Annotated in this window: 23 protein-coding genes and 1 tRNA gene; 10 read left to right on the forward strand and 14 right to left on the reverse strand. The window is 64.5% G+C overall.

Annotated features, from left to right (window positions below; all coding sequences use genetic code 11):
- Positions 1 to 184: 184 nt before the first annotated feature.
- Positions 185 to 1,057: a DMT family transporter gene (locus tag XH79_RS06415; protein WP_212336225.1), complete on the reverse strand. Its 873-nt coding sequence runs from the start codon at positions 1,055 to 1,057 to the stop codon at positions 185 to 187.
- A 150-nt stretch (positions 1,058 to 1,207) separates the two neighbouring features.
- Between XH79_RS06415 and XH79_RS06420 the strand changes: the two genes are divergently transcribed.
- Positions 1,208 to 1,606, forward strand: coding sequence for a RidA family protein (locus XH79_RS06420; protein WP_271581093.1), 399 nt, complete (start codon positions 1,208 to 1,210; stop codon positions 1,604 to 1,606).
- A gap of 51 nt (positions 1,607 to 1,657) precedes the next feature.
- Here the strand turns inward: XH79_RS06420 and XH79_RS06425 are convergent, their stop codons facing one another.
- The 3 genes from XH79_RS06425 to XH79_RS06435 form a co-directional block, all read right to left on the reverse strand.
- On the reverse strand, positions 1,658 to 2,203 hold the full coding sequence (locus XH79_RS06425; protein WP_271581094.1) for a hypothetical protein: 546 nt from the start codon (positions 2,201 to 2,203) through the stop codon (positions 1,658 to 1,660).
- Positions 2,148 to 2,498 carry a hypothetical protein gene (locus XH79_RS06430; RefSeq protein ID WP_080648034.1) on the reverse strand — a complete coding sequence of 117 codons (351 nt, stop codon included), beginning with the start codon at positions 2,496 to 2,498 and terminating at the stop codon, positions 2,148 to 2,150. Before XH79_RS06430 ends, XH79_RS06425 begins: the two co-directional genes overlap by 56 nt.
- 172 nt (positions 2,499 to 2,670) lie before the next feature.
- The gene (locus XH79_RS06435; protein ID WP_271581095.1) at positions 2,671 to 3,258 is read right to left on the reverse strand and encodes a formyltransferase family protein; all 588 of its coding nucleotides are present in this window, start codon (positions 3,256 to 3,258) and stop codon (positions 2,671 to 2,673) included.
- Between the two features lie 189 nt (positions 3,259 to 3,447).
- On the opposite strand from XH79_RS06435, the gene XH79_RS06440 reads away from it, so the two are divergent.
- From XH79_RS06440 to XH79_RS06450, 3 genes are all read left to right on the forward strand, one after another.
- On the forward strand, positions 3,448 to 3,732 hold the full coding sequence (locus XH79_RS06440) for a hypothetical protein (protein ID WP_212336233.1): 285 nt from the start codon (positions 3,448 to 3,450) through the stop codon (positions 3,730 to 3,732).
- A 338-nt stretch (positions 3,733 to 4,070) separates the two neighbouring features.
- The gene (locus tag XH79_RS06445) at positions 4,071 to 4,289 is read left to right on the forward strand and encodes a hypothetical protein (RefSeq protein ID WP_212336235.1); all 219 of its coding nucleotides are present in this window, start codon (positions 4,071 to 4,073) and stop codon (positions 4,287 to 4,289) included.
- Positions 4,290 to 4,451: 162 nt separating this feature from the next.
- The gene (locus XH79_RS06450; RefSeq protein WP_212336237.1) at positions 4,452 to 4,871 is read left to right on the forward strand and encodes a hypothetical protein; all 420 of its coding nucleotides are present in this window, start codon (positions 4,452 to 4,454) and stop codon (positions 4,869 to 4,871) included.
- A gap of 6 nt (positions 4,872 to 4,877) precedes the next feature.
- Here XH79_RS06450 and XH79_RS06455 read toward each other — a convergent pair whose 3' ends face one another.
- Positions 4,878 to 5,180, reverse strand: coding sequence for a hypothetical protein (locus XH79_RS06455; protein WP_212336239.1), 303 nt, complete (start codon positions 5,178 to 5,180; stop codon positions 4,878 to 4,880).
- A 199-nt stretch (positions 5,181 to 5,379) separates the two neighbouring features.
- Between XH79_RS06455 and XH79_RS06460 the strand changes: the two genes are divergently transcribed.
- The gene (locus XH79_RS06460) at positions 5,380 to 5,592 is read left to right on the forward strand and encodes a hypothetical protein (protein ID WP_271581096.1); all 213 of its coding nucleotides are present in this window, start codon (positions 5,380 to 5,382) and stop codon (positions 5,590 to 5,592) included.
- A gap of 6 nt (positions 5,593 to 5,598) precedes the next feature.
- Here the strand turns inward: XH79_RS06460 and XH79_RS06465 are convergent, their stop codons facing one another.
- The 3 genes from XH79_RS06465 to XH79_RS06475 all read right to left on the reverse strand — a co-directional run bounded on the left by XH79_RS06465 (position 5,599) and on the right by XH79_RS06475 (position 8,314).
- The gene (locus XH79_RS06465) at positions 5,599 to 7,647 is read right to left on the reverse strand and encodes an acetoacetate--CoA ligase (protein WP_271581097.1); all 2,049 of its coding nucleotides are present in this window, start codon (positions 7,645 to 7,647) and stop codon (positions 5,599 to 5,601) included.
- Between the two features lie 95 nt (positions 7,648 to 7,742).
- Positions 7,743 to 7,970: a hypothetical protein gene (locus tag XH79_RS06470; protein WP_271581098.1), complete on the reverse strand. Its 228-nt coding sequence runs from the start codon at positions 7,968 to 7,970 to the stop codon at positions 7,743 to 7,745.
- Between the two features lie 122 nt (positions 7,971 to 8,092).
- The gene (locus XH79_RS06475; protein WP_212336247.1) at positions 8,093 to 8,314 is read right to left on the reverse strand and encodes a hypothetical protein; all 222 of its coding nucleotides are present in this window, start codon (positions 8,312 to 8,314) and stop codon (positions 8,093 to 8,095) included.
- Between the two features lie 153 nt (positions 8,315 to 8,467).
- Here XH79_RS06475 and XH79_RS06480 point away from each other — a divergent pair, with 153 nt between their 5' ends.
- Positions 8,468 to 9,565 (forward strand): AI-2E family transporter, encoded by a 1,098-nt coding sequence (locus XH79_RS06480; RefSeq protein ID WP_271581099.1) that lies wholly within the window; start codon positions 8,468 to 8,470, stop codon positions 9,563 to 9,565.
- A 145-nt stretch (positions 9,566 to 9,710) separates the two neighbouring features.
- Positions 9,711 to 10,103: an NUDIX hydrolase gene (locus XH79_RS06485; RefSeq protein WP_183239114.1), complete on the forward strand. Its 393-nt coding sequence runs from the start codon at positions 9,711 to 9,713 to the stop codon at positions 10,101 to 10,103.
- 1 nt (position 10,104) lies between these two features.
- Here XH79_RS06485 and XH79_RS06490 read toward each other — a convergent pair whose 3' ends face one another.
- Positions 10,105 to 10,389 (reverse strand): hypothetical protein, encoded by a 285-nt coding sequence (locus tag XH79_RS06490; RefSeq protein WP_212336251.1) that lies wholly within the window; start codon positions 10,387 to 10,389, stop codon positions 10,105 to 10,107.
- Positions 10,390 to 10,547: 158 nt separating this feature from the next.
- Entirely contained in the window at positions 10,548 to 10,787 is a 240-nt protein-coding gene (locus XH79_RS06495) for a hypothetical protein (protein ID WP_212336253.1), read from the reverse strand.
- Positions 10,788 to 11,150: 363 nt separating this feature from the next.
- On the opposite strand from XH79_RS06495, the gene XH79_RS06500 reads away from it, so the two are divergent.
- A complete protein-coding gene (locus XH79_RS06500; RefSeq protein WP_442869919.1) occupies positions 11,151 to 14,549 on the forward strand; it encodes a DEAD/DEAH box helicase in 3,399 nt (1,132 codons plus the stop codon).
- 355 nt (positions 14,550 to 14,904) lie between these two features.
- Here XH79_RS06500 and XH79_RS06505 read toward each other — a convergent pair whose 3' ends face one another.
- Positions 14,905 to 15,075, reverse strand: a complete 171-nt coding sequence (locus XH79_RS06505; protein WP_212336255.1) for a hypothetical protein — start codon at positions 15,073 to 15,075, stop codon at positions 14,905 to 14,907.
- A gap of 268 nt (positions 15,076 to 15,343) precedes the next feature.
- Between XH79_RS06505 and XH79_RS06510 the strand changes: the two genes are divergently transcribed.
- The gene (locus XH79_RS06510; RefSeq protein WP_271581100.1) at positions 15,344 to 16,009 is read left to right on the forward strand and encodes a hypothetical protein; all 666 of its coding nucleotides are present in this window, start codon (positions 15,344 to 15,346) and stop codon (positions 16,007 to 16,009) included.
- 475 nt (positions 16,010 to 16,484) lie between these two features.
- Positions 16,485 to 16,670: a hypothetical protein gene (locus tag XH79_RS06515; protein WP_212336260.1), complete on the forward strand. Its 186-nt coding sequence runs from the start codon at positions 16,485 to 16,487 to the stop codon at positions 16,668 to 16,670.
- A gap of 45 nt (positions 16,671 to 16,715) precedes the next feature.
- Here the strand turns inward: XH79_RS06515 and XH79_RS06520 are convergent, their stop codons facing one another.
- The 3 genes from XH79_RS06520 to XH79_RS06530 all read right to left on the reverse strand — a co-directional run bounded on the left by XH79_RS06520 (position 16,716) and on the right by XH79_RS06530 (position 17,516).
- Positions 16,716 to 16,874 carry a hypothetical protein gene (locus tag XH79_RS06520; protein WP_161495442.1) on the reverse strand — a complete coding sequence of 53 codons (159 nt, stop codon included), beginning with the start codon at positions 16,872 to 16,874 and terminating at the stop codon, positions 16,716 to 16,718.
- A gap of 98 nt (positions 16,875 to 16,972) precedes the next feature.
- Complete coding sequence (locus XH79_RS06525; protein ID WP_271581101.1) at positions 16,973 to 17,131, reverse strand: hypothetical protein; 159 nt, start codon at positions 17,129 to 17,131, stop codon at positions 16,973 to 16,975.
- 309 nt (positions 17,132 to 17,440) lie between these two features.
- Positions 17,441 to 17,516, reverse strand: a tRNA-Lys gene (locus tag XH79_RS06530).
- Positions 17,517 to 17,792 lie beyond the last annotated feature (276 nt).

Genomic DNA, 17,792 nt, shown 5'->3' on the forward strand with positions numbered 1-17,792 from the left:
CGAATTGCAGGCAGCAACAAATTGGCAACGAACCTACACGAAGTGCCCGACTTCGCGCCACCAAAACGGCGGTACGTCGCGTTCAACCCGTTGCTGTGTGGCCGAATGTGCACGATGGAGGATCTCTCCAACGTGATCCAAATCACACGGCCACTTGGTTTTGTCGCGCGAGGCGGCGCGAGGTTCACTGCGCGCGGGCGGGAACCGGCGCCGGCTTCAAGTTCAGGAGATTGCCGCACAGGATCAGCGCCGCGCCGAGCACGGTCCAGGCGTCCAGCCGCTCCGAATACAGCAGCCAACCTGCGGTTGCGGTCAGCGGAACCCGGAGGAAATCCATGGGCACCACGATCGTCGCATCGGCATAGCGCATCGCGCTGGCGAGGCAGTAGTGCGAGAACGTGCCGCAGACGGCGATGACGCCGACCCAGGCCCAGGCATAGGTCGACGGCCAGGTCCAGACCAGCAGCGTCGGCACGAAGCCCGCCACCGACTGCACCACCAGCATCCAGAACAGGATCGACAGCGCGCTTTCGGTGCGGGTCAGCGATTTCACCAGCGCCATCGACACGCCAAATCCCATGGCGGCCCCGAGCGCGATGAGCTGGCCCGGATTGATCTCGCCAGTGGCCGGCCGCACGATCACGATCACCCCGACGAGGCCGAGCACGATGGCGGCGATCTTCCACGGCGTCATGCGTTCGGAGAGGAAGCTTGCCGCGAGGATCGCGGTCCAGATCGGCATGGTGAACTCGATCGCCACGACCTGGCCGATCGGGATCAGTGTCAGCGCAAAGAACCAGCCGAGCTGGGCAGCATAGTGCACGAGGTTGCGCGCGACGTGGTGTTGCAGGCGCGATGTCCTGAGCACCTTGAAGCCGCCGGCGCGATAGATGATCGGCGCCAGCAGGACGAAGCCCGCCAGCGACCGGATCTCCATGATCTCGAAGACGTTGAGCTCGCGTGCGGTCTCGCGCCCGGCCACCGCCATGACCAGCGTGAGCGAGAGCCAGCCGGCCATCCACAGTGCAGCCATCGTTTTGGACGGTGTCGTGCTCATTGCGGCGGACACGGGAAGGGTGGAATTCGAAGGGACGGCCGGTATCGGCGACATCGCCGCCGTTTGCAACGGCCAAATCTGCGGATGCAGCGATGCAGGGCGGCGTGTTAAGGCATCAGCGAACAACGAGAAAATCGGGAGATATTGCTCATGCGCATCTTGCAGCCGGCCGAGTGGAAAAAACCGCGCGGCTTTTCCCATGGCGTCGTGGTCGAGGGGCCGGGCCGGTGGGTGGTGCTCGCCGGCCAGACCGGCGGCGACGAGGCGGGCAATTACGCGCCTGACATGGCCTCGCAGGTCGGAGCCGCGCTGCAGCGGATCATCAAGCTTTTGGGCGAGGCCGGCGCGGGTCCCGAGCACATCGTCCGTCTGACCTGGTACCTGACAAGCCGCAGCGAATATGAGGCCGCGGGCGCCGGCATCGGCGCGGCCTGGAAGGAGACGCTCGGGCGCAATTTCCCGCCTTCGACGCTGCTCTATATCGGCGGCCTCGTGGACGAGCGGGCCAAGGTCGAGATCGAGGTCACGGCGTTCGTCCCGGGCACATAAAAAAATCGACCCGGCGAGGTCGCCGGGTCGATGGTCGTGTCACCTGGTGTCTTACTTCGTCAGCGAGATGTTCGCGCCGCGGAACTGGCTGTCCGCGCGCATCGAGACGCTCTGCTTGTTGCCCGATGTCTTGAGCGAGATGTTGGCGTTGAAGCCGGCAGTCGAGGCGAGCAGCTCGTAATTGCCGCCGGCGCCACGGCCCTGGAGCGATCCGGAGATGTTGCGGCTCGCCTCGGACCAGCTGCCCGCAATGGCGCTGCCCTCAGCCTTCACGTTGGCGCCGAGGTTGAACTTGTAGGCATCGCTGGCACAGGTTAGCGACATCTCCATGGTCGGTCCGATCGGGGCGTATTTGGCCCGGCAGCGGATCCGCTCGGTCGAGCCGTCATCCAGCGTAACGGTGCCGCTGCCGCTCCAGGTGCCCGCCAGCGGGGCGAACGGGCCGGACTGGGCCTTGCTTTCAGAGCTGACGAGCCCCGCCGCAAACAAAACGGCGGCCGCAATCAGCAGCCGCCGGTTCCGGACGCGAGCCTCGACTGGTTTATTGGCGCGATGCTTCCCACCGCCCGCTGCACGGTATGCCTGCAGATGCTCCATTCCACTTCCCCGATCCGGCGTTGCCGTTGAGTTGACCGTTGGCATATGCACCATTGATCGAAACTTTCACAAGTCCCCCACTGCCGATGGTGCCGGAAACGTTAGCGCCGGGTGCGGTGATCTTGCCGTCGGCAACGGTCAGCATCGAGCTCGCGGTCGGCTCGCACGAGCCGCTCTTGGTCACGATGGTGACCTGCCAGTTGCCGTCATAGGGGCTCTGGGCGAAGGCGGGAGCGGCGAGGGTGCCGGTGAAAACTGAAGCGGCACAGAACGCCGCGATGCGAGCAAAACGCATGAATTCCGTCCTTGAGTATGTCTGATATGCTGTCGCTTATTCGGACAAAATGTGACGGAAATTTGTTGCGCTGCCGAATCGAAAATTGTTCCTGTGGAAACAATGGTTTATTTGCGATTTTGATTCCGATTTTTCAAGCAAAATCAATGCGGCCTGACGTTAATCGTTAACGTCAGGCCAGACTCGGCGCCGAGGTCGCGAACTGCTCGTCCTGGACCTTGGACGGCAGCGCCTTGTGAACCTTGATATAATCGATCACGTCGGCCAGCAATTTGAGCCCGAGCGGGGCGAGCGCGCGCTCCCAGAGCTCGCGGGCGGTCTCGCCCTTCTTGACGAAGCACCAGTCCTGCGCGGCGATGGCGCCGGCATCCATGCGGTCAGCGAGTTGATAGATGGTACCGCCGGCGATCGGATCGCCTTCCTTGATGGTCCATTCCACGGCGGCCTTGCCGCGGTGGCGGGGCAGCAGCGAGGGGTGGTAGCCGATCCCGCCGTACGTGGCGGCGGCGAGCGCATCCTTGCCGATCCGGGCATGGCTATGGGCCGTGATGATCAAATCTGTGCCGGGGGCGATCTCGGAGGCCACCACCAGCTTCGGATTGGCCTGGACCACGACCTCGATGCCGGCGGCCTTGGCCGCTGCGGCCAGGCGATCCTCGGCGTCGGCCACGACGACCCCTGCGATCGAGACGCTGTGCTCCCGGAGCATGTTCAGGGTGGTCACACCGAAATGGCGGGAGCCGACGAGGGTAATGCGCATGGGGGTCCGATCCGTCTCGCAACTGCGTCATACCCCCGATAACACGTCCGGGCGCCGTGTCACCATCCGCGGGCCGTTTGCGCCGGTTATCAACAATGCGCCGGGCGCGGGGCAGCTGAACTCCATGATTGCACAGCCAGCCGTCCCGGTGCTTCCATGTGCGCCTTGCGGCGTCTCAGGAGCGAGGACATGCGAAGCGTGTGGTTTTTTCTGCTCGCGACATTGATTGCGGCCGCGCCGGCCCACGCAGGCGGGCCGTACCCGGCCGTGCCGCCCGAGATCGGGGTGGCGCCGTTTATCGGCCCGACCTGGGATGCCTATCGCTGCGCTGAAGGACTGCCCTACAATTTCTACCACGACGCCTATTATGGCGAGGAGCCGCCGGCGATCTATCGCGGCTATGCCTACAGGCAGTATTACCGCTACAGCGCCTATCGCAGGCTGCCGCGCAAGTATTTTTGCGTCACGGACTAGCGTTGCCGCGCAGCCACGGTCGGCAGCAAAGGATGGCGGCCCCCGATCCTCCGTGTCATTTTTAACAGAAGGAATCCGTTGTGTGCGGCTAGAACCTGCACCAACCGGGGCTGGTAACATTTCAATCCGGATCCGTTTTCGAACCCGGCTATGGCCGCTGGCGTAATCGCCAGCGGCTTTTTCATGCCGTGCGTCACGAAATCATCTGACGGTAATACGTTCTCAACCAGCTTGTCGTATCGACGAATCCGTCGCGGATTTGTATTGCGTACCGCGACACCGAAAATGTCCCGCCGGCGTGGGTGCGCCGCGCGGGCTTTTTCGCCGGGACCGATTTCATGCCGAGCGCGATTGAGCAGATCGTGGACGCCTATGTGCGTCTGAAGAACCGTCGCGGGCTCGACCAGTTGATGATGCACAGGCAGCGGCTCGCGGTCGATCTGAAGAGCAGGTCCGGCTATGATTTCAGCCTGCCGATCAGCCAGATCGACGAGGAGATCGCGATCATCGAGGCGGGTCTCAGCCGGCTGAAGGCGGCGAATTCCACGGCAGCGTAGCGCGGCTCGGCGAGGTGAACTCTTGCGCGGACTGAGGTGCTCCGCATCGTCGCTGTTCGATCCCGGTTCATGCAAGGTTCAGCCCCGCCATGCCCCAATCAGCAGGTCGTTTTGCGGGACACGAATTCTGTTAGGGTTGTCCCCGACATTGGAGGAGACGTCATGATTGGACTCGCGCTGGCCGGCCTGATTGCGTTTGCGAGCGTGCCGGCGGCATCGCCGGAGCCGCTGGTCGAGCAAGTTCAGTTCCGAGGCGGTCCGGGAGGGCAATGTCCCCACGGCTATGATTACAATCACTCGAACGGCCGCTGCTATCCCAACGACTATCATGCGCCAGGTTACTACAACAGGCCCGAGCCGACTTACCAAGGCCGTCGGGGCGGACTCTGTCCGGACGGTTACGACTACAATTACTCGAACGGCAATTGCTATCCGAACCGTGCGCGGGCGCCCGGCGCCTACGGCGCTCCTGACTATTACGGACGCCGCGGCGGCCTCTGTCCCGACGGCTACGACTACAATTATTCGAGCGGGCAGTGCTACCCGAATCGCGCACGCGCGCCCGGCATGTACGGGCGCTAGGACGCCCTAGGAGGATTTGCCGCCGTCGATCACCGTGAACAATGGTCGGGCCTTGGTCGGCTCGACCAGCAGTTCCTCGACCATGGCACTCGCGGCCTCGACATATTTCCGCGTGGGCTTGTCGAGGGGGCGCTGCGCCTCGTCATCGAGTGCGACCTTGGCGGCCTCGACCAGCTTGCGCATGCGCTCGGCATGGTCGTCGCCTGCGGTCAGTGTCGCGCGCGCCAGCGAGCGCAGCACGAACAGCTCGCCCTCGAGGCGGAGCAGGCGGTCGTTGAGACGGGCAAGGACGGCGTTGAGGTCGGCCATGTCAGCTGTTCGGCACAGAGGATCCGTTCCGATCTAGCGGCGATCGGTGAACGGAGTCCAAACGGCATCCGCGCAATTGGGCTGATCGTCCGCCTGTCGCGGTGCCGCCGTTGTGACCGGTCGTGACGTCGCCTATGCGTGGGCACAGCATGGTTCCCGCACCACATGTCAGCCCGGGTGGGCGTTTGGAGCCCATGCGATGCGGTTTATCCCGATTGTGATCCTCTTGATGTCGGCATGCGCGGCTGCCGCCGCGGCGCCGGCGCACCACGCCCGCCAGCACCACCCCGTTATCGCCCGTCCGTCCGAGGACGTGCCGGTGCCGCCCGGCTGGTACAAATTTCCCGGATGGCCGCCGATCCCGCCGTCGGAGAACAGGAATCTCGATCCCTCAAATTTCGGCGGAGGCTGATCGAAACTACGCCGCGGTCCGCGCCAGATAGTCGCGGGCGAAGGCGAGGTACCAGTCGAGGCAGGCCGGGTTGGCCATCGCCTCCTTGTTGATGACCTTCTCGACGGGCTGACCGAGCAACAGCTTCTTGATCGGCAGCTCCTGCTTCTTGCCGGACAGCGTGCGCGGGATCTCGGCGACTGCGAAGATTTCATTCGGCAGGAAGCGGCGTGACAGGCCGGCCTCGATCGCCTTGTTGATCTTGGCCTGCAACGCGGCGTCGAATGCGACGCCCTCGCGCAGCACCACGAACAGCGGCATGTAGCTGTCGCGGCCGAGATATTCGAGGTCGACGACGAGGCTATCGAGCACCTCCGGCAGCGCCTCGATCGCGGAATAGAGCTCGCTCGTGCCCATGCGCAGGCCGTGCCGGTTGATGGTGGCATCGCTGCGGCCGTAGATGATGCAGGAGCCGTCCGGATTGACCTTGAGCCAGTCGCCGTGTCGCCACACCGGCCCGCGACCGCTGCCGTCGAAATTATCCGGATAGGTCTCGAAATAGCTGGCGCGATAGCGCGCGCCGTCCTTGTCGTTCCAGAAGTAGAGCGGCATCGACGGCATCGGCTCGGTGCAGACGAGCTCGCCGACCTCGTCCGTGACGGCGCGGCCCTGTTCGCTGAAGGCCTCGACGGCCGCGCCGAGCAGGCGGCACTGCATCGCGCCCGGCGTCTGCGGCAGCTCGCGGTTGCCGCCGATGAAGGCGCCTGCGAAATCGGTGCCGCCGGAGATGTTCGCCCACCAGATGTCGGCCTGCGCCTTGCTGCCGTTGGTCTTCGACAGGCTTGCGAAGCGCGCGTTGAACCAGGCTTGCGTGTCGGCGCTGAGCGGTGAGCCGGTCGAGCCGAGGCAGCGCAGCCGCGACAGATCGCCGGCGGCGGCAAGATCGATCTCGGCCTTGGTGCAGTTGGCGAAGAACGCCGCGCCTGCCCCGAAGAAGGTCGCCTTCGACTGCGCCACGAAGCGCCAAAGGGTGGTCCAGTCCGGCTTGTCCCTGGTGCCGCCGGGGCTGCCGTCGAAGATGCAGCAGGTGGTGCCGCTGAGCAGGCCGCCGACCTGGCTATTCCACATGATCCAGCCGGTCGAAGAGTACCAGTGATAGCGCTCGCCGAACGAGTTTGGGTGATAGGAGCAGCCGATGTCGTTGTGCAGGCCGAGCAGCGCCAGCACCACGATGACGATGCCGCCATGGCCGTGCACGATCGGTTTCGGCAGGCCGGTGGTGCCGCTGGAATAGACGATCCAGAGCGGATGATCGAACGGCAGCCACATCGGCTCGAACGCGCCGATCGCGGCATCCGTCCTTGCAAGGATATCGGACAGCAGGGCGTCCGGCGCGGCCAGCGCACCAGCCTCGCTGTGCAGGATGACGTGCTCGACGGTGGGGAGCGATCGCCGGAGCTCGGCCAGCACATCGTGCCGGTCATGGCGCCGGCCGCTATAGGTGACAGCGTCGCAGGCGATCAGCACTTTCGGCTCGATCTGCTTGAAACGGTCGATCACGGCGGGCGCGGCCATGTCGGGCGCGCACACGCTCCAGACCGCGCCGATGCTGGCGCTGGCGAGAAAACCGATGATGGTCTCGGGGATGTTGGGCAGATAGGCCGCAACGCGGTCGCCGGGCTTGACGCCCTTCTCCTTCAGATGCAGCGCGAGCGCCGCGGCCTTGCGCCGCAGCTCCGGCCAGCTGGTTTCCCTGAGCTTGCCGTCCTCGCCGCTGCTGACGATCGCGGGCAGGCCGGCGGCATCGGCTGCCTCGACATGCCGAAACACCTGCCGGGCGTAGTTCACCTGCGCACCCGGAAACCAGACCGCGCCCGGCATCTTGCGCTCGTTGATGACGACCGCAAACGGCGTCGGCGATTGCAGGTCGTAATAATCCCAGATGCTGCGCCAGAAGCCGTCGAGATCGCGCACCGACCATTGCCGCATGTCCTCGTAGGTTGCGAAGGAGAGGCCGCGCTGTTCAGCCAGCCAGTTGCGGTAGAGGGCGATCTGCGGAAGGAAAGGAGCGGTCATCACGTTTCGGCTTCAGTTGCGGGGAGGGGAGCTTAGCCCGCGCCGCAGGGGAGCAGAAGCCATCGTTCGTGCAGACCGCAATGACCGCCTTCAGCCTACCACTCCACGCCCGCCCAGCGGCGTCCGAACACCGGCGGCTTCGTCTTCACCGCCTGCCAGCCGAAGAAGTGATGCTTGCCGGACCAGCTGTGCACCATGCTGCTGCAGATGTTGCACCTGAAGTGGCCGACATGCGCCTCGGTGTGCTCCTCCCGTGTCGCGGTGTAGTTCATGCTGCAACCGGTGCAGGTGAATTCTTCGATCGTCCAGATGCTGTTGGCCATTGCACGTGCTGTTTCTTGGGACCTCGATGCAGGGTAGGAGCGGGCCTTTGCATCGACGTAAACCGGCCCAGGGAAATCCGGTTAATCGCCGTTAGCCAAACCGCGCCGGCGTCATGGCGGGATCAGCCCTCGGTCCGGCCCGGCCGCATGTCGCGGTCGATGCGCATCTGCACGCGCCGGATGGCGAGCTGCGGCAGCCTGCCTTGCACCCGGCCGGTGCGGACCTTGTCAGCGATCGCGTAGGCATAGTGCCAATAGCCGGGAGCGCCGTTTCGCTTGATTGAAAAGCGGATGCCGCGGTGAATTCCCGCATGCTGATCGGGCTCTCGGGGGCGGCGCGGCATTGTCTCGGAATGCATTTGGGCCCGAGGCGTTCCTAAACCGACGGCCGGCAGGTCCCGAACGCGCGGGCGGTCGTCTTGACGCCCGCCCCGGGGCTGGCAATAACGGCTGCCCGTGCAAGTGCCGGAACCCGCGTCGATGCCGCAAGGAAGGTCGTGCCCGTGAAAAGCCTCCGCCAGCTCCTCACGGGTGAGGACATCATCCAGCTCGTGATCCGGCTCGGCCTGCTGGCCCTGCTGATCATCTGGACTTTCCTGATCATCCGTCCGTTCGTGCCGATCCTGGCCTGGAGTGGCGTGCTCGCGGTGGCGTTCTACCCGGCCTTCAGCTGGGTCGCCAAAATCCTCGGTGGACGTCCCAAGACTGCGGCGGCAATCCTCACCCTCATCACGCTCGGCATCGTCATCGGCCCCGCGACCTGGCTCGGCATCAGCGCGGTGGACGGTGTGCGCGAGCTGGCGCACCAGCTCGGCACCGGCGACCTCGCGCTGCAGTCGGCGCCGGAGCAGCTCAAATCGTGGCCGCTGGTCGGTCCCTGGCTCTATGAGCTCTGGGACCAGGCCTACACCAACATCCGCGCAGTGCTGCGCGAGGTGGCGCCGTATCTTCAGCCGTTGGCGGGGCCGCTGCTGTCGCTCGCGGGCGATGCCGGCGTCGGTACGCTCCAGTTTCTAGTCTCGGTGTTCGTGGCCGGTTTCCTGTTTCCGCATGGGCCGCGGCTGGTCGCGGCTGGCCGCGGCTTCCTGTTCCGCATCGTGCCCGAGCAGAGCGAGCATTTCCTGTCGCTCGCGGGTGCGACCATCCGCGCCGTGGCGCAAGGCGTGATCGGCGTCGCGATCGTGCAGGCCCTGCTCGCCGGCATCGGCTTCAAGCTTGCGGCGGTGCCGAGCGCGGGTCTGCTCGCCTTCATCGTGCTGCTGCTCTCGATCGTGCAGATCGGCGCCTTCCTCGTGCTGCTGCCCGTCATCATCTGGATCTGGACCGCCAAGGACGTCACCACGGCGCTGGTGCTGACGGTGTTTCTGGTCCTGGTCGGCTTCATCGACACCATGCTGAAGCCGCTGGTGATGGGACGCGGCCTGACCACGCCGACCATCGTGATCTTCGTCGGCGTGATCGGCGGCACGCTCGCGCACGGCATCGTCGGCCTGTTCATCGGGCCGATCATCCTGTCGGTGGCCTGGGAGATGATGATGGCCTGGATCAGGACGGAGGATCAGGCGGAGGCAGGGGCGGGCGCCGGCGAAGGCTGATATCGCGGCTCGAGCGGCGCGATCCTGCGCTCTTCGGTCGGCCCGGCCTGACGGTCCGCAGCCTGTGGTCAAGACGCGCCCCGAACTTGTCTATCCAACTAGACAAGTTACGATCGGGACGATTCTATTCTCGATTGCGACAGCAATGGCGAAGTCTTCCAAGCTGGTTGCCGCGAAGCGCGGCAAGGTATTGTTGGTCAGACGCCGGTCGGACGGCCTGTGGATGTTCCCGGGCGGCCGCAAGCGCGCGCGCGAGTCCGAGAAGGATTGCCTGCGGCGGGAGATCAAGGAGGAGCTGCCCAAGCTGAAGCTCGGCAGGATCAGCCTCTGGAAGGAAGTGAAGGCCAGGAACAAGCGCTCCGGTCGCAAGATGAGCGATGCGATCTTCATCGCCAAGGGCGCCAAGGGCAGGCTGGCGATCGGCGACAAGAAGGAGATCGACCGTGCCGCCTGGCAGAAGCCGCGCGGCATTCGCCTGACGCCGACCTCGCGCTACATCCGCGACCGCCTGTTTCCGAGGAAGCGGCGGCGGAGCTGAGCTAGTCCTCTCGCTCCGCCGATTGCGTCCGCCCGGTGAACGACCTCGACTGCGCCAGGCGCGGCTCCGGCGCGGCGCGCCTCACGGCCTCGGCCTCGCGCTGCTCCTTGCGGACCTTGCGCGCATTGCGCATCGCGCGCTTGACGAAGGGGTGCTGGGAATCCTCGGCGAAGAACAGCACCACCTCGCAGCTCGGACATTGTCTGGAATAGCCGTCCTGCAACCGCGCGGCGCGATCGCGGAACACGTTCTTGCAGCGCGTGCACTGAATCTGGACGGAGCCCATGCGCGATCGACAATGACTGATGGAAATGCATCGTCATGCTGATCGCAAATGTCTGAAGAAAGCCTGAAGGGCTTCTGCGGATTCACCGCCAGCCTGCCGCAAGCCGATGCAGCGGACGCGAGCATGTCGGCGATGCTCGCGTCACGCGCGCGGCGAAGCTATTGCTTGGCCGCCATGGTCTCCAGGCACTGATTGAGAAATGCGGTGCGATCTCTCGGCAGCACCTTCTCGAGATCCGCTTTCAGCGCGCATTCGCGCTGCCGGATCTGCTCGGCACGGCGCTTCTCGGCAGCTTCACGAAATTCGGGCGCGACCTTGCTGGGATCGACCAGCGCCTGTGAGCGGGCGGGTGTGGTTGCAAGCAACACGATGGCAGCGATGAAAATGAATGGTTTCAAATGAGCCTCCGAAAAAAAGCATCCTAGCGCGCGGCGTGCCAACGCTCAAATCGGAGCCCCCGCGGTACCCCGTTCCGCCGCAGCTGCGCTGACAGTGCGTGTGAACCAGTTCACAAGCGCTCGATCAGTTCGCTGCTATGAAGGCACATTGCTTGACCAAATCATTTTTTGACGAAACGCCCCGGCGTCCAAGCGCCGGGGTTTTTCGTGCTGGCGATGCGGTCTTCGATCGCATCAGCCTTTCCCGCAAATGAAGCACGATCCCGCGCCGCGTTATATGCTTCGGAACGGGGCCCGGTTCCCGTCCGTGGATGCACGGAACGTTGCCGCAAGGCGTGCGTTCGCCGGGCAAATCCCATATGGATGGCGGCGCGTCGCCGAATCGAAACGAGAGCGGCGCGTGTTCAGTTGGCGGCGGTTTACGACCAGAAACGGATTCACGTGAGGCTTGCAAAGAAGGCGCGGGCGGCCAAGGCATCGCCAAAGAGGGCATCGCCAAAGACCACGATATCGCCCAAGTCCAGGACATCGCTCAAAGCCAAGACGCTTAAGACCAAGACGCTTAAGACCAAGGCATCGCTCAAGACGAAGGCGTCGCCAAGGAAGAGCGAGGGGGCGCAGCGCGCCGCGATCTCGTCGTCGTCGCCCCTCGGTTCGATGGCGCTTCACCTGCTCGCGCAATGGAAGCAGTCCGGACCCAGCGGCATCGTGTTTCTCGCCGAGAACGAGAGCAGGGCGGAGCGGCTGGGCAGCGTCATTCATGCGCTCGATCCGTCCTGCGAGGTGCTGGTGTTTCCGCGGCTGAACACCTTGCCGTTCGATCAGCTCGAGCCCTCGCACGAACTCGCAGGGCGCAGGGCCTCCGTGCTGCGGCGCCTTGCAAGATCCAAGAGGCCGCTGTTTCTCGTCTCGACCGCGGAAGCCGTGATGGAGCGCCTGCCGCCACCGGCGAGCCTGTTGCGTCTCAGCCTCAGCTTGAAGGTCGGTGGCGCGTTTTCCGAGCGGGAGCTCGAGAGCCGCCTCGAATCCCTCGGATACGATCTCGACGACGAGCCGGACTATCCGGGCGGGGCGCTGTTTCATGGACAGACCTTCGAGATATTTCCCGCAGGCGCGCTCGGCCCGTTCCGCATCGAGCATTCCGATCGCGCGATCGACCGGATCGTGGCGTTCGACCCGAAGGAGCACGACATCATCTTCGAGACGAAGGAGCTCGTGGTCGATCCGATGTCGGAGCGGCTTGGCTTTGCCGGCAGGGGCGGCAAGCGCGCGCGCCTGTTCGACTATTGCGGACGCGCCAAATGGATCGCCGATGCAGGCGTACCGGCGCATGCCGACGGCTGGCTTGATACGATCGAGGAGGCCGCGCCGCGGGCGGAGCGGGAGCGCGAATATCTCGGACGTCGCGACTGGAAGCAGCTCTCCAGGGGCATGAAGGTGTTGCCGCGGACGGCATCGTTCCAGGCCGTGCCCGAATTCTCGAAGCTGACATCCGCAAGGAAAGCGCTGCGTGCCTTCGTCGAGGAGACGCGGCGGGCCGGTTCGCGATTGATCCTCGTCGCAGCGCAAGAGGACGATCTGCGCGTGATGGAGCGGATGAGCGGCGTCAAGACGCAGCGCTGCGAGGATTGGGACGAGGCGACGCGCGGGGGAAGCGGCGAGGCGGCACTTCTGGCCGATCTCGATGCGGGCTTCGTCGTGCCGGGGCGAAAGCCTCTCGTCGTCGTGACGGCGTCCGACGTGCTCGGCAGCCGGGCGCATCATGCGCAGCCGATGGCGCGCGCCTGGAGCGCGGCCTTCGACCATGCCGATGTGCCGGAGCAGGGCACGGTGGTCGTTCATCTCCAGCGCGGCCTTGCCGTGCTCGACGGCTTGCAGACGGTCAACACCGGCGGCGGCGCAATGCGCGAGATGATCCGCCTGAAGTTCGCGGGCGACAATGCGGTTCTGGTGCCGCCGACTGATCTGGCGCTGATGTGGCCTTACGCCGCCGAGCTCGGCAAGCTGGCGCTCGACAAGGCGGACGGCAGCACATGGTGGGCACGGCGCAGCGAGGCCGAGCGCGAGATCCAGATCGCGGGCAAGGTGCTCGCCAAGCACATCAGCCAGCGCCGCCGGCGGCGCGCGGAAAAGCTGGTGCCGCCGGGATCGGCCTACGAGAAGTTCGTCGCGCGATTTCCCTATTTCACGACAACAGACCAGGCCAAGGCGATCCACGATGTGCTGGATGATCTCGCGTCCGGTCACCCGATGGACCGGGTGGTCTGCGGCGATGTCGGATTTGGCAAGACCGAGGTGGCGCTGCGCGCGGCGGCCGCCGTGGTGCTGTCCGGCAAGCAGGTGGCGATCGCGGTGCCGACGACGGTGCTGGCCCGGCAGCATGTCGCAACGTTCAGCAAGCGCTTCGCCCCGTTCGGCATCGAGGTCGGGAATTTGTCGCGGGCTACCTCCGGCGCGGAGCTGCGCGAGACCAGGGAGGGCCTGCGCAGCGGCCGGATCAAGGTCGTGGTAGGGACGCAGGCGCTTACGGCGAAGGACGTGAAGTTCGATGATCTCGGCCTCGTCATCATCGACGAGGAGCAGCATTTTGGCGCGGCCGAAAAGGCAAAGCTCGCCGGCCTCGCCAAGAATGTCCATGTGCTGATGATGAGCGCGACGCCGATCCCGCGGACGCTTGCCGCTGGCCTTGCCGGCTTCCGCGATCTCAGCGTGATCGCCTCGCCGCCGGTGCACCGGCTTCCGGTCGCGACCAGGATTGCGCCGCTCTCGGATGCCGCCATCGCCTCCGCGCTGCTGCGCGAGCAGCGCCGCCACGGACAGAGTTTCCTGATCTGCCCGCGCATCCAGGATCTCGATCCGATGCTGGCGCGGGTGCAGGCGGTGGCGGGCGACCTCCGCATCGTCTGCCTGCATGGCAGACTGGCGGCGGACGAGATCGACGACCGCATGATGAGCTTCGTCGAGGGCAGGGCCGACGTCCTGCTCGCGACCAACATCGTCGAGAGCGGCCTCGATATTCCCCGCGCCAACACCATCGTGGTGTGTTGGCCCGAAAAATTCGGCCTCGCCCAGCTGCACCAGCTGCGCGGGCGGGTCGGGCGCGGCGGCATCCGCGCCTTCGCCCATCTCTTGACCGAGACGGCGTCCGGGCATTCCGAGAAGCGGCTGGCCGTGCTCGAGGAGTTCAGCCGGCCGGGCGCGGGCTTTGCCATCAGCGAGCGCGACCTGGACCTGCGGGGTGCGGGCGATCTGTTTTCGGAGCAGCAATCAGGCCATGTCCAGGTGTTCGGGCCCGTGCTCTACAGCCACCTCCTGAAAATGGCCTCGGAGAAGGTCGACGAGGAGCGTGCCGCGGTGTGGGTGCCCGACCTCAACCTGCCGGTCGGAGACATGCTGCCCGAGACCTATGTGCAGTCCGAGCCGGTGCGGCTCGAGCTCTATGCGCGCGCCGCACGATGCAGCAACGAGGACGATCTTGACGACCTCGAGGAGGAAACCTCCCGCCGCTTCGGACCCTTGCCGAAGGTTGCGCGCGATTTCTTCTCCGCGGCCAAGCTCAGGATCGAATGCAAGCGACGCGGCATCATCCGCCTCGACGTCGGCCCCGGCGCGGTGGCCGCGACGTTCCTGCCCGGACGGTTGCGGAAATCGAGAGGAAAGTCACTCCAGCGCGACGGCGATCGCGTCGTCTATCACAGCCCGATGCGCGATGCGCCGTTCGAACGGGTGGAGGAATTGTTCGAGGCGCTGGACGACGCGTGAAAACGGCACCGGCCTTCGGTTTCAAATAGGCGCCGCATCAGATTGCGGCGGGATGGCTGGCGCATCACATGAAGCCGGACCGTTGCCCGATCGGAAACCGATACGATGCGCGCCTTACTGGCCATGGGCCTTTTGATCGTCCTGTGCGCCGCTGCGGACGCTGCAGCGGCGCGTGACTCACGCATGCGTCCTCCGCGCGATCCCGCGGCCGGCCGTCCCGGCGCGGATATGCATCCCCGGGCGCGCTTCGCGGTCCCGGGCTGGAGCGATGAGGCCACGCAGCGCTGGCTGAATAACGCCTCGTCCAATGTCGGCCGTGGCGGATAGCTGGTGCAGAGCAACTGAGGCAGGGCGGTTAGGCGGCCTGCTCCTCGAATGAGGTGTAGACCCGGCCGTTTGGATCAACGATCTGGACGTCCCAGCACCCGTCCGCGACGAGCTCCCTGGCTTTCTTCAGGGCGGCGGCGAGCGACAGCCGCTTGAGGCTGACGACGCCTGCCGTGTCGAAACCGTTGATTTCGAACATGCCGTTCCTCCCATTTTCCTGAATCCTACATCATCTGAGGGCGTTGTCTGCAGCTTTTGTTGCGCCTCGAAGCAGGTGCCCATTCCTGGTTCCATTGCATTGACCCCGTAATCGGCCGGGGTAGATGGGGCCATCGGCCGGCCGGGCCGCTAACTTGGAATTAATCAGAAAAGCCCACAATTTTAGGCAGTTGTGTATGGGTGCTGCGTAAAGGAGGCGTCGCGACGACGTTCCGGCGACGGCTTCCTTTTGCTCGCTCATGAGGTCAATGCTGATGACCACGACATCCGAAGCGCAAGGCCTTGTCGAACAATTCGACCCCGCAGCACTTGCAGCTGCCGCAGCCCCCGAACCCGAAGCCCCCGAAATTCCTGTGCCGACCAGGCGGTCGAGCCGCAAATCGATCCTGGCCCTGTCGGTGTGTGCCCTCGCCATCAACGGTTCGGCGGCCATCTACACATGGCCTTCCGATCTTCCGTCGCTGAATGTCCGCAAGTTCGCCGAACTTTTTCCACGCCCGGAATCGTCCGCGCCAAAGCCGGATCCGGTCGTCGCTGCATTGAGGGATATTCAGTCGACCCAGCAGCAACACACGGCGTCACTGCAGGAGAGCAACAACGCCTTGCAGCAAAATGCAGCTTTGCTGCAGCAGGATTCAATGGTGCTCTTGTCCCTGAGACAGAGCATCACGGACGAGCGGGTCGATGTGAGGAAGATATCTTCGCAGCTGTCTACGCTGATCGCGAAGGTCGACTCGCTGCAAAGTGTGATGATGTCGGACGTGACGTCCTCCATTCGACGAGCGAATGCGCGCTATGGACTGTCTGCAGCGATGCGCAAACGGCTGGCGCGGGAATCGAAGCCCTTAGGGCCTGTTTCGGTTGGAGGAGCCCCGCTGAGCGTGCCGGCCGCGCCGCCGGCTCCGGAGAGCTGAAGGCGGGTCAAGCGGATCGCCTGGCACTGTGCCCGCGCCAAACCGGCGCCGCCGGACGACCCGGGGCTCGCCTGTTTCAGGCCCGGTGCGCTTCCTCTGTCTTTCAACTTTCGACCGCTGAACCGGATCCGGTACGCTCGTTCTGCTTTTCCTTTGATCGGGAAAAACAGGCATTATGCCGCGCGATGTTCCCGTCCGGAACACATCGCCGAATGTGCTGAAGCGAACAGAGCAGCGCTTCGATCTATGAGTAAGCTCGCATCTGCTCGGCCTTAAGGTCGAGCGCCTCCGGCGGCCCCGGCCTTACCCCCATTAGCCCCCCACGGCCGGGGCCGTCTTGCGGCTCAGTTGTGTCAGCGGTGAGGGGCCTTCGCCAAGTCTTCCCCCGCAAGCAGGTCTTCGTCCGCAAGCTGGATTGACTCTGCAGTTTCCCTATCCAACTATTCGGGAAAAAGTGGCAATTGGGCAATGGGCGATGAAAGACTACCAGGCTCAGCTAGAGAAGTTGCGGACGGACGCGGCCGAGTGCGCACTGATCCGCGATCTTGCGACCGACAAAGCCAAGCGCGAGCTGTTTGATCGGCTGGCCAATCATCTGACTGTGCTCGCGGAACACATCGAGCTGGCGATGCTGGAGCGACAGAAAGGCGCCGGAACGTAAGGCCCCTTCGGCAGCCGGGTGGATGGCCGAGGGCGAGCGCAGGGGTTACCGGGTCGGAGCTGCCTTCCATCCGTAGGACTGACGCGCGATTTGGCCGGTGACGTCGAGATCCTTCTCGTCAGAGAGGCGCCAGGCTGCCACCCCGAAGCAGACGGTCAGAACGACGGCGGCCACTAGCAGCAGCATCGATAGAAACTGGCTCACACCTACACCCCTGAACGCGACGCATCAGCGGAGCGACCACGGAACGTCGATTCGGAAAATGCAGACGCGCTGACCCATCGCCGATTTTCCCCCATCACTCACACCGGACCAAAAGCGCTCACGAGTCCGATCGTGATCGGGACCAGCGCCACGACGGTCCATAGGACGGGCGAGCTAGAGGAAAGGCCAGCGATGAGTATCCAGGCACCGAAGCCCACGAGGAGCACTGCGATGGCATAGGCAATGGTTTTTTCCATCGTTCGATCCACGAGCAACATAGGACCGATTGCGACAGTAAGATTCCCCGCGCTTGGAAATGTTCCTATTCCTATGCGCCGCGGCGAGCGCGAGGGATGGGGCGGGGGGCAACACGCTTAAGCACGCCGATGTTCGTTACCGGACCGGCGATGAAGGCGCTCTGTCAGTTCTCTATCGAATAGCCAGGGTGATAAGTCAGGCGTGCAGGTACTCTCGACCTCGACGGTGCGCATCTTGCAGCCGCATCCCAAGCTCGATTGCTGGCAAGCAAAATGGGCAGGCGCCGGCGATCGGGTTGCTGATCTTTTTGGTGAGCGCGCTGGGGCTCGAACCCAGGACCCCGTGATTAAAAGTCACGTGCTCTACCGGCTGAGCTACGCGCTCCCATGGCCGCGGATGGCTTCGATAAAGAGATCGCCATCGTCTTCGGACATTCGAGAAGCATGTCTTGCCGCCACGCTGAACTCGCGTCGCGGGGAAAACCGGCTGTTTCCGGATCATGCTTTCGGCCCGCGCTGTGTAGGGGGAGTGGCTGCGGAGGTCAATAGCGGGGGTGGTTGCCGAAACTCGCGGCAGCAGCGGGGATTTGCTTGCGGCGTCCGCACCTTAAGGAGGAATTTTCAACCCGATTGGCGGGCCGTCATCCACGCCGAACTGCCT

This window comes from Bradyrhizobium sp. CCBAU 45389 (assembly GCF_028128625.1).
GTDB classification, from domain to species: Bacteria; Pseudomonadota; Alphaproteobacteria; order Rhizobiales; family Xanthobacteraceae; genus Bradyrhizobium; species Bradyrhizobium liaoningense_B.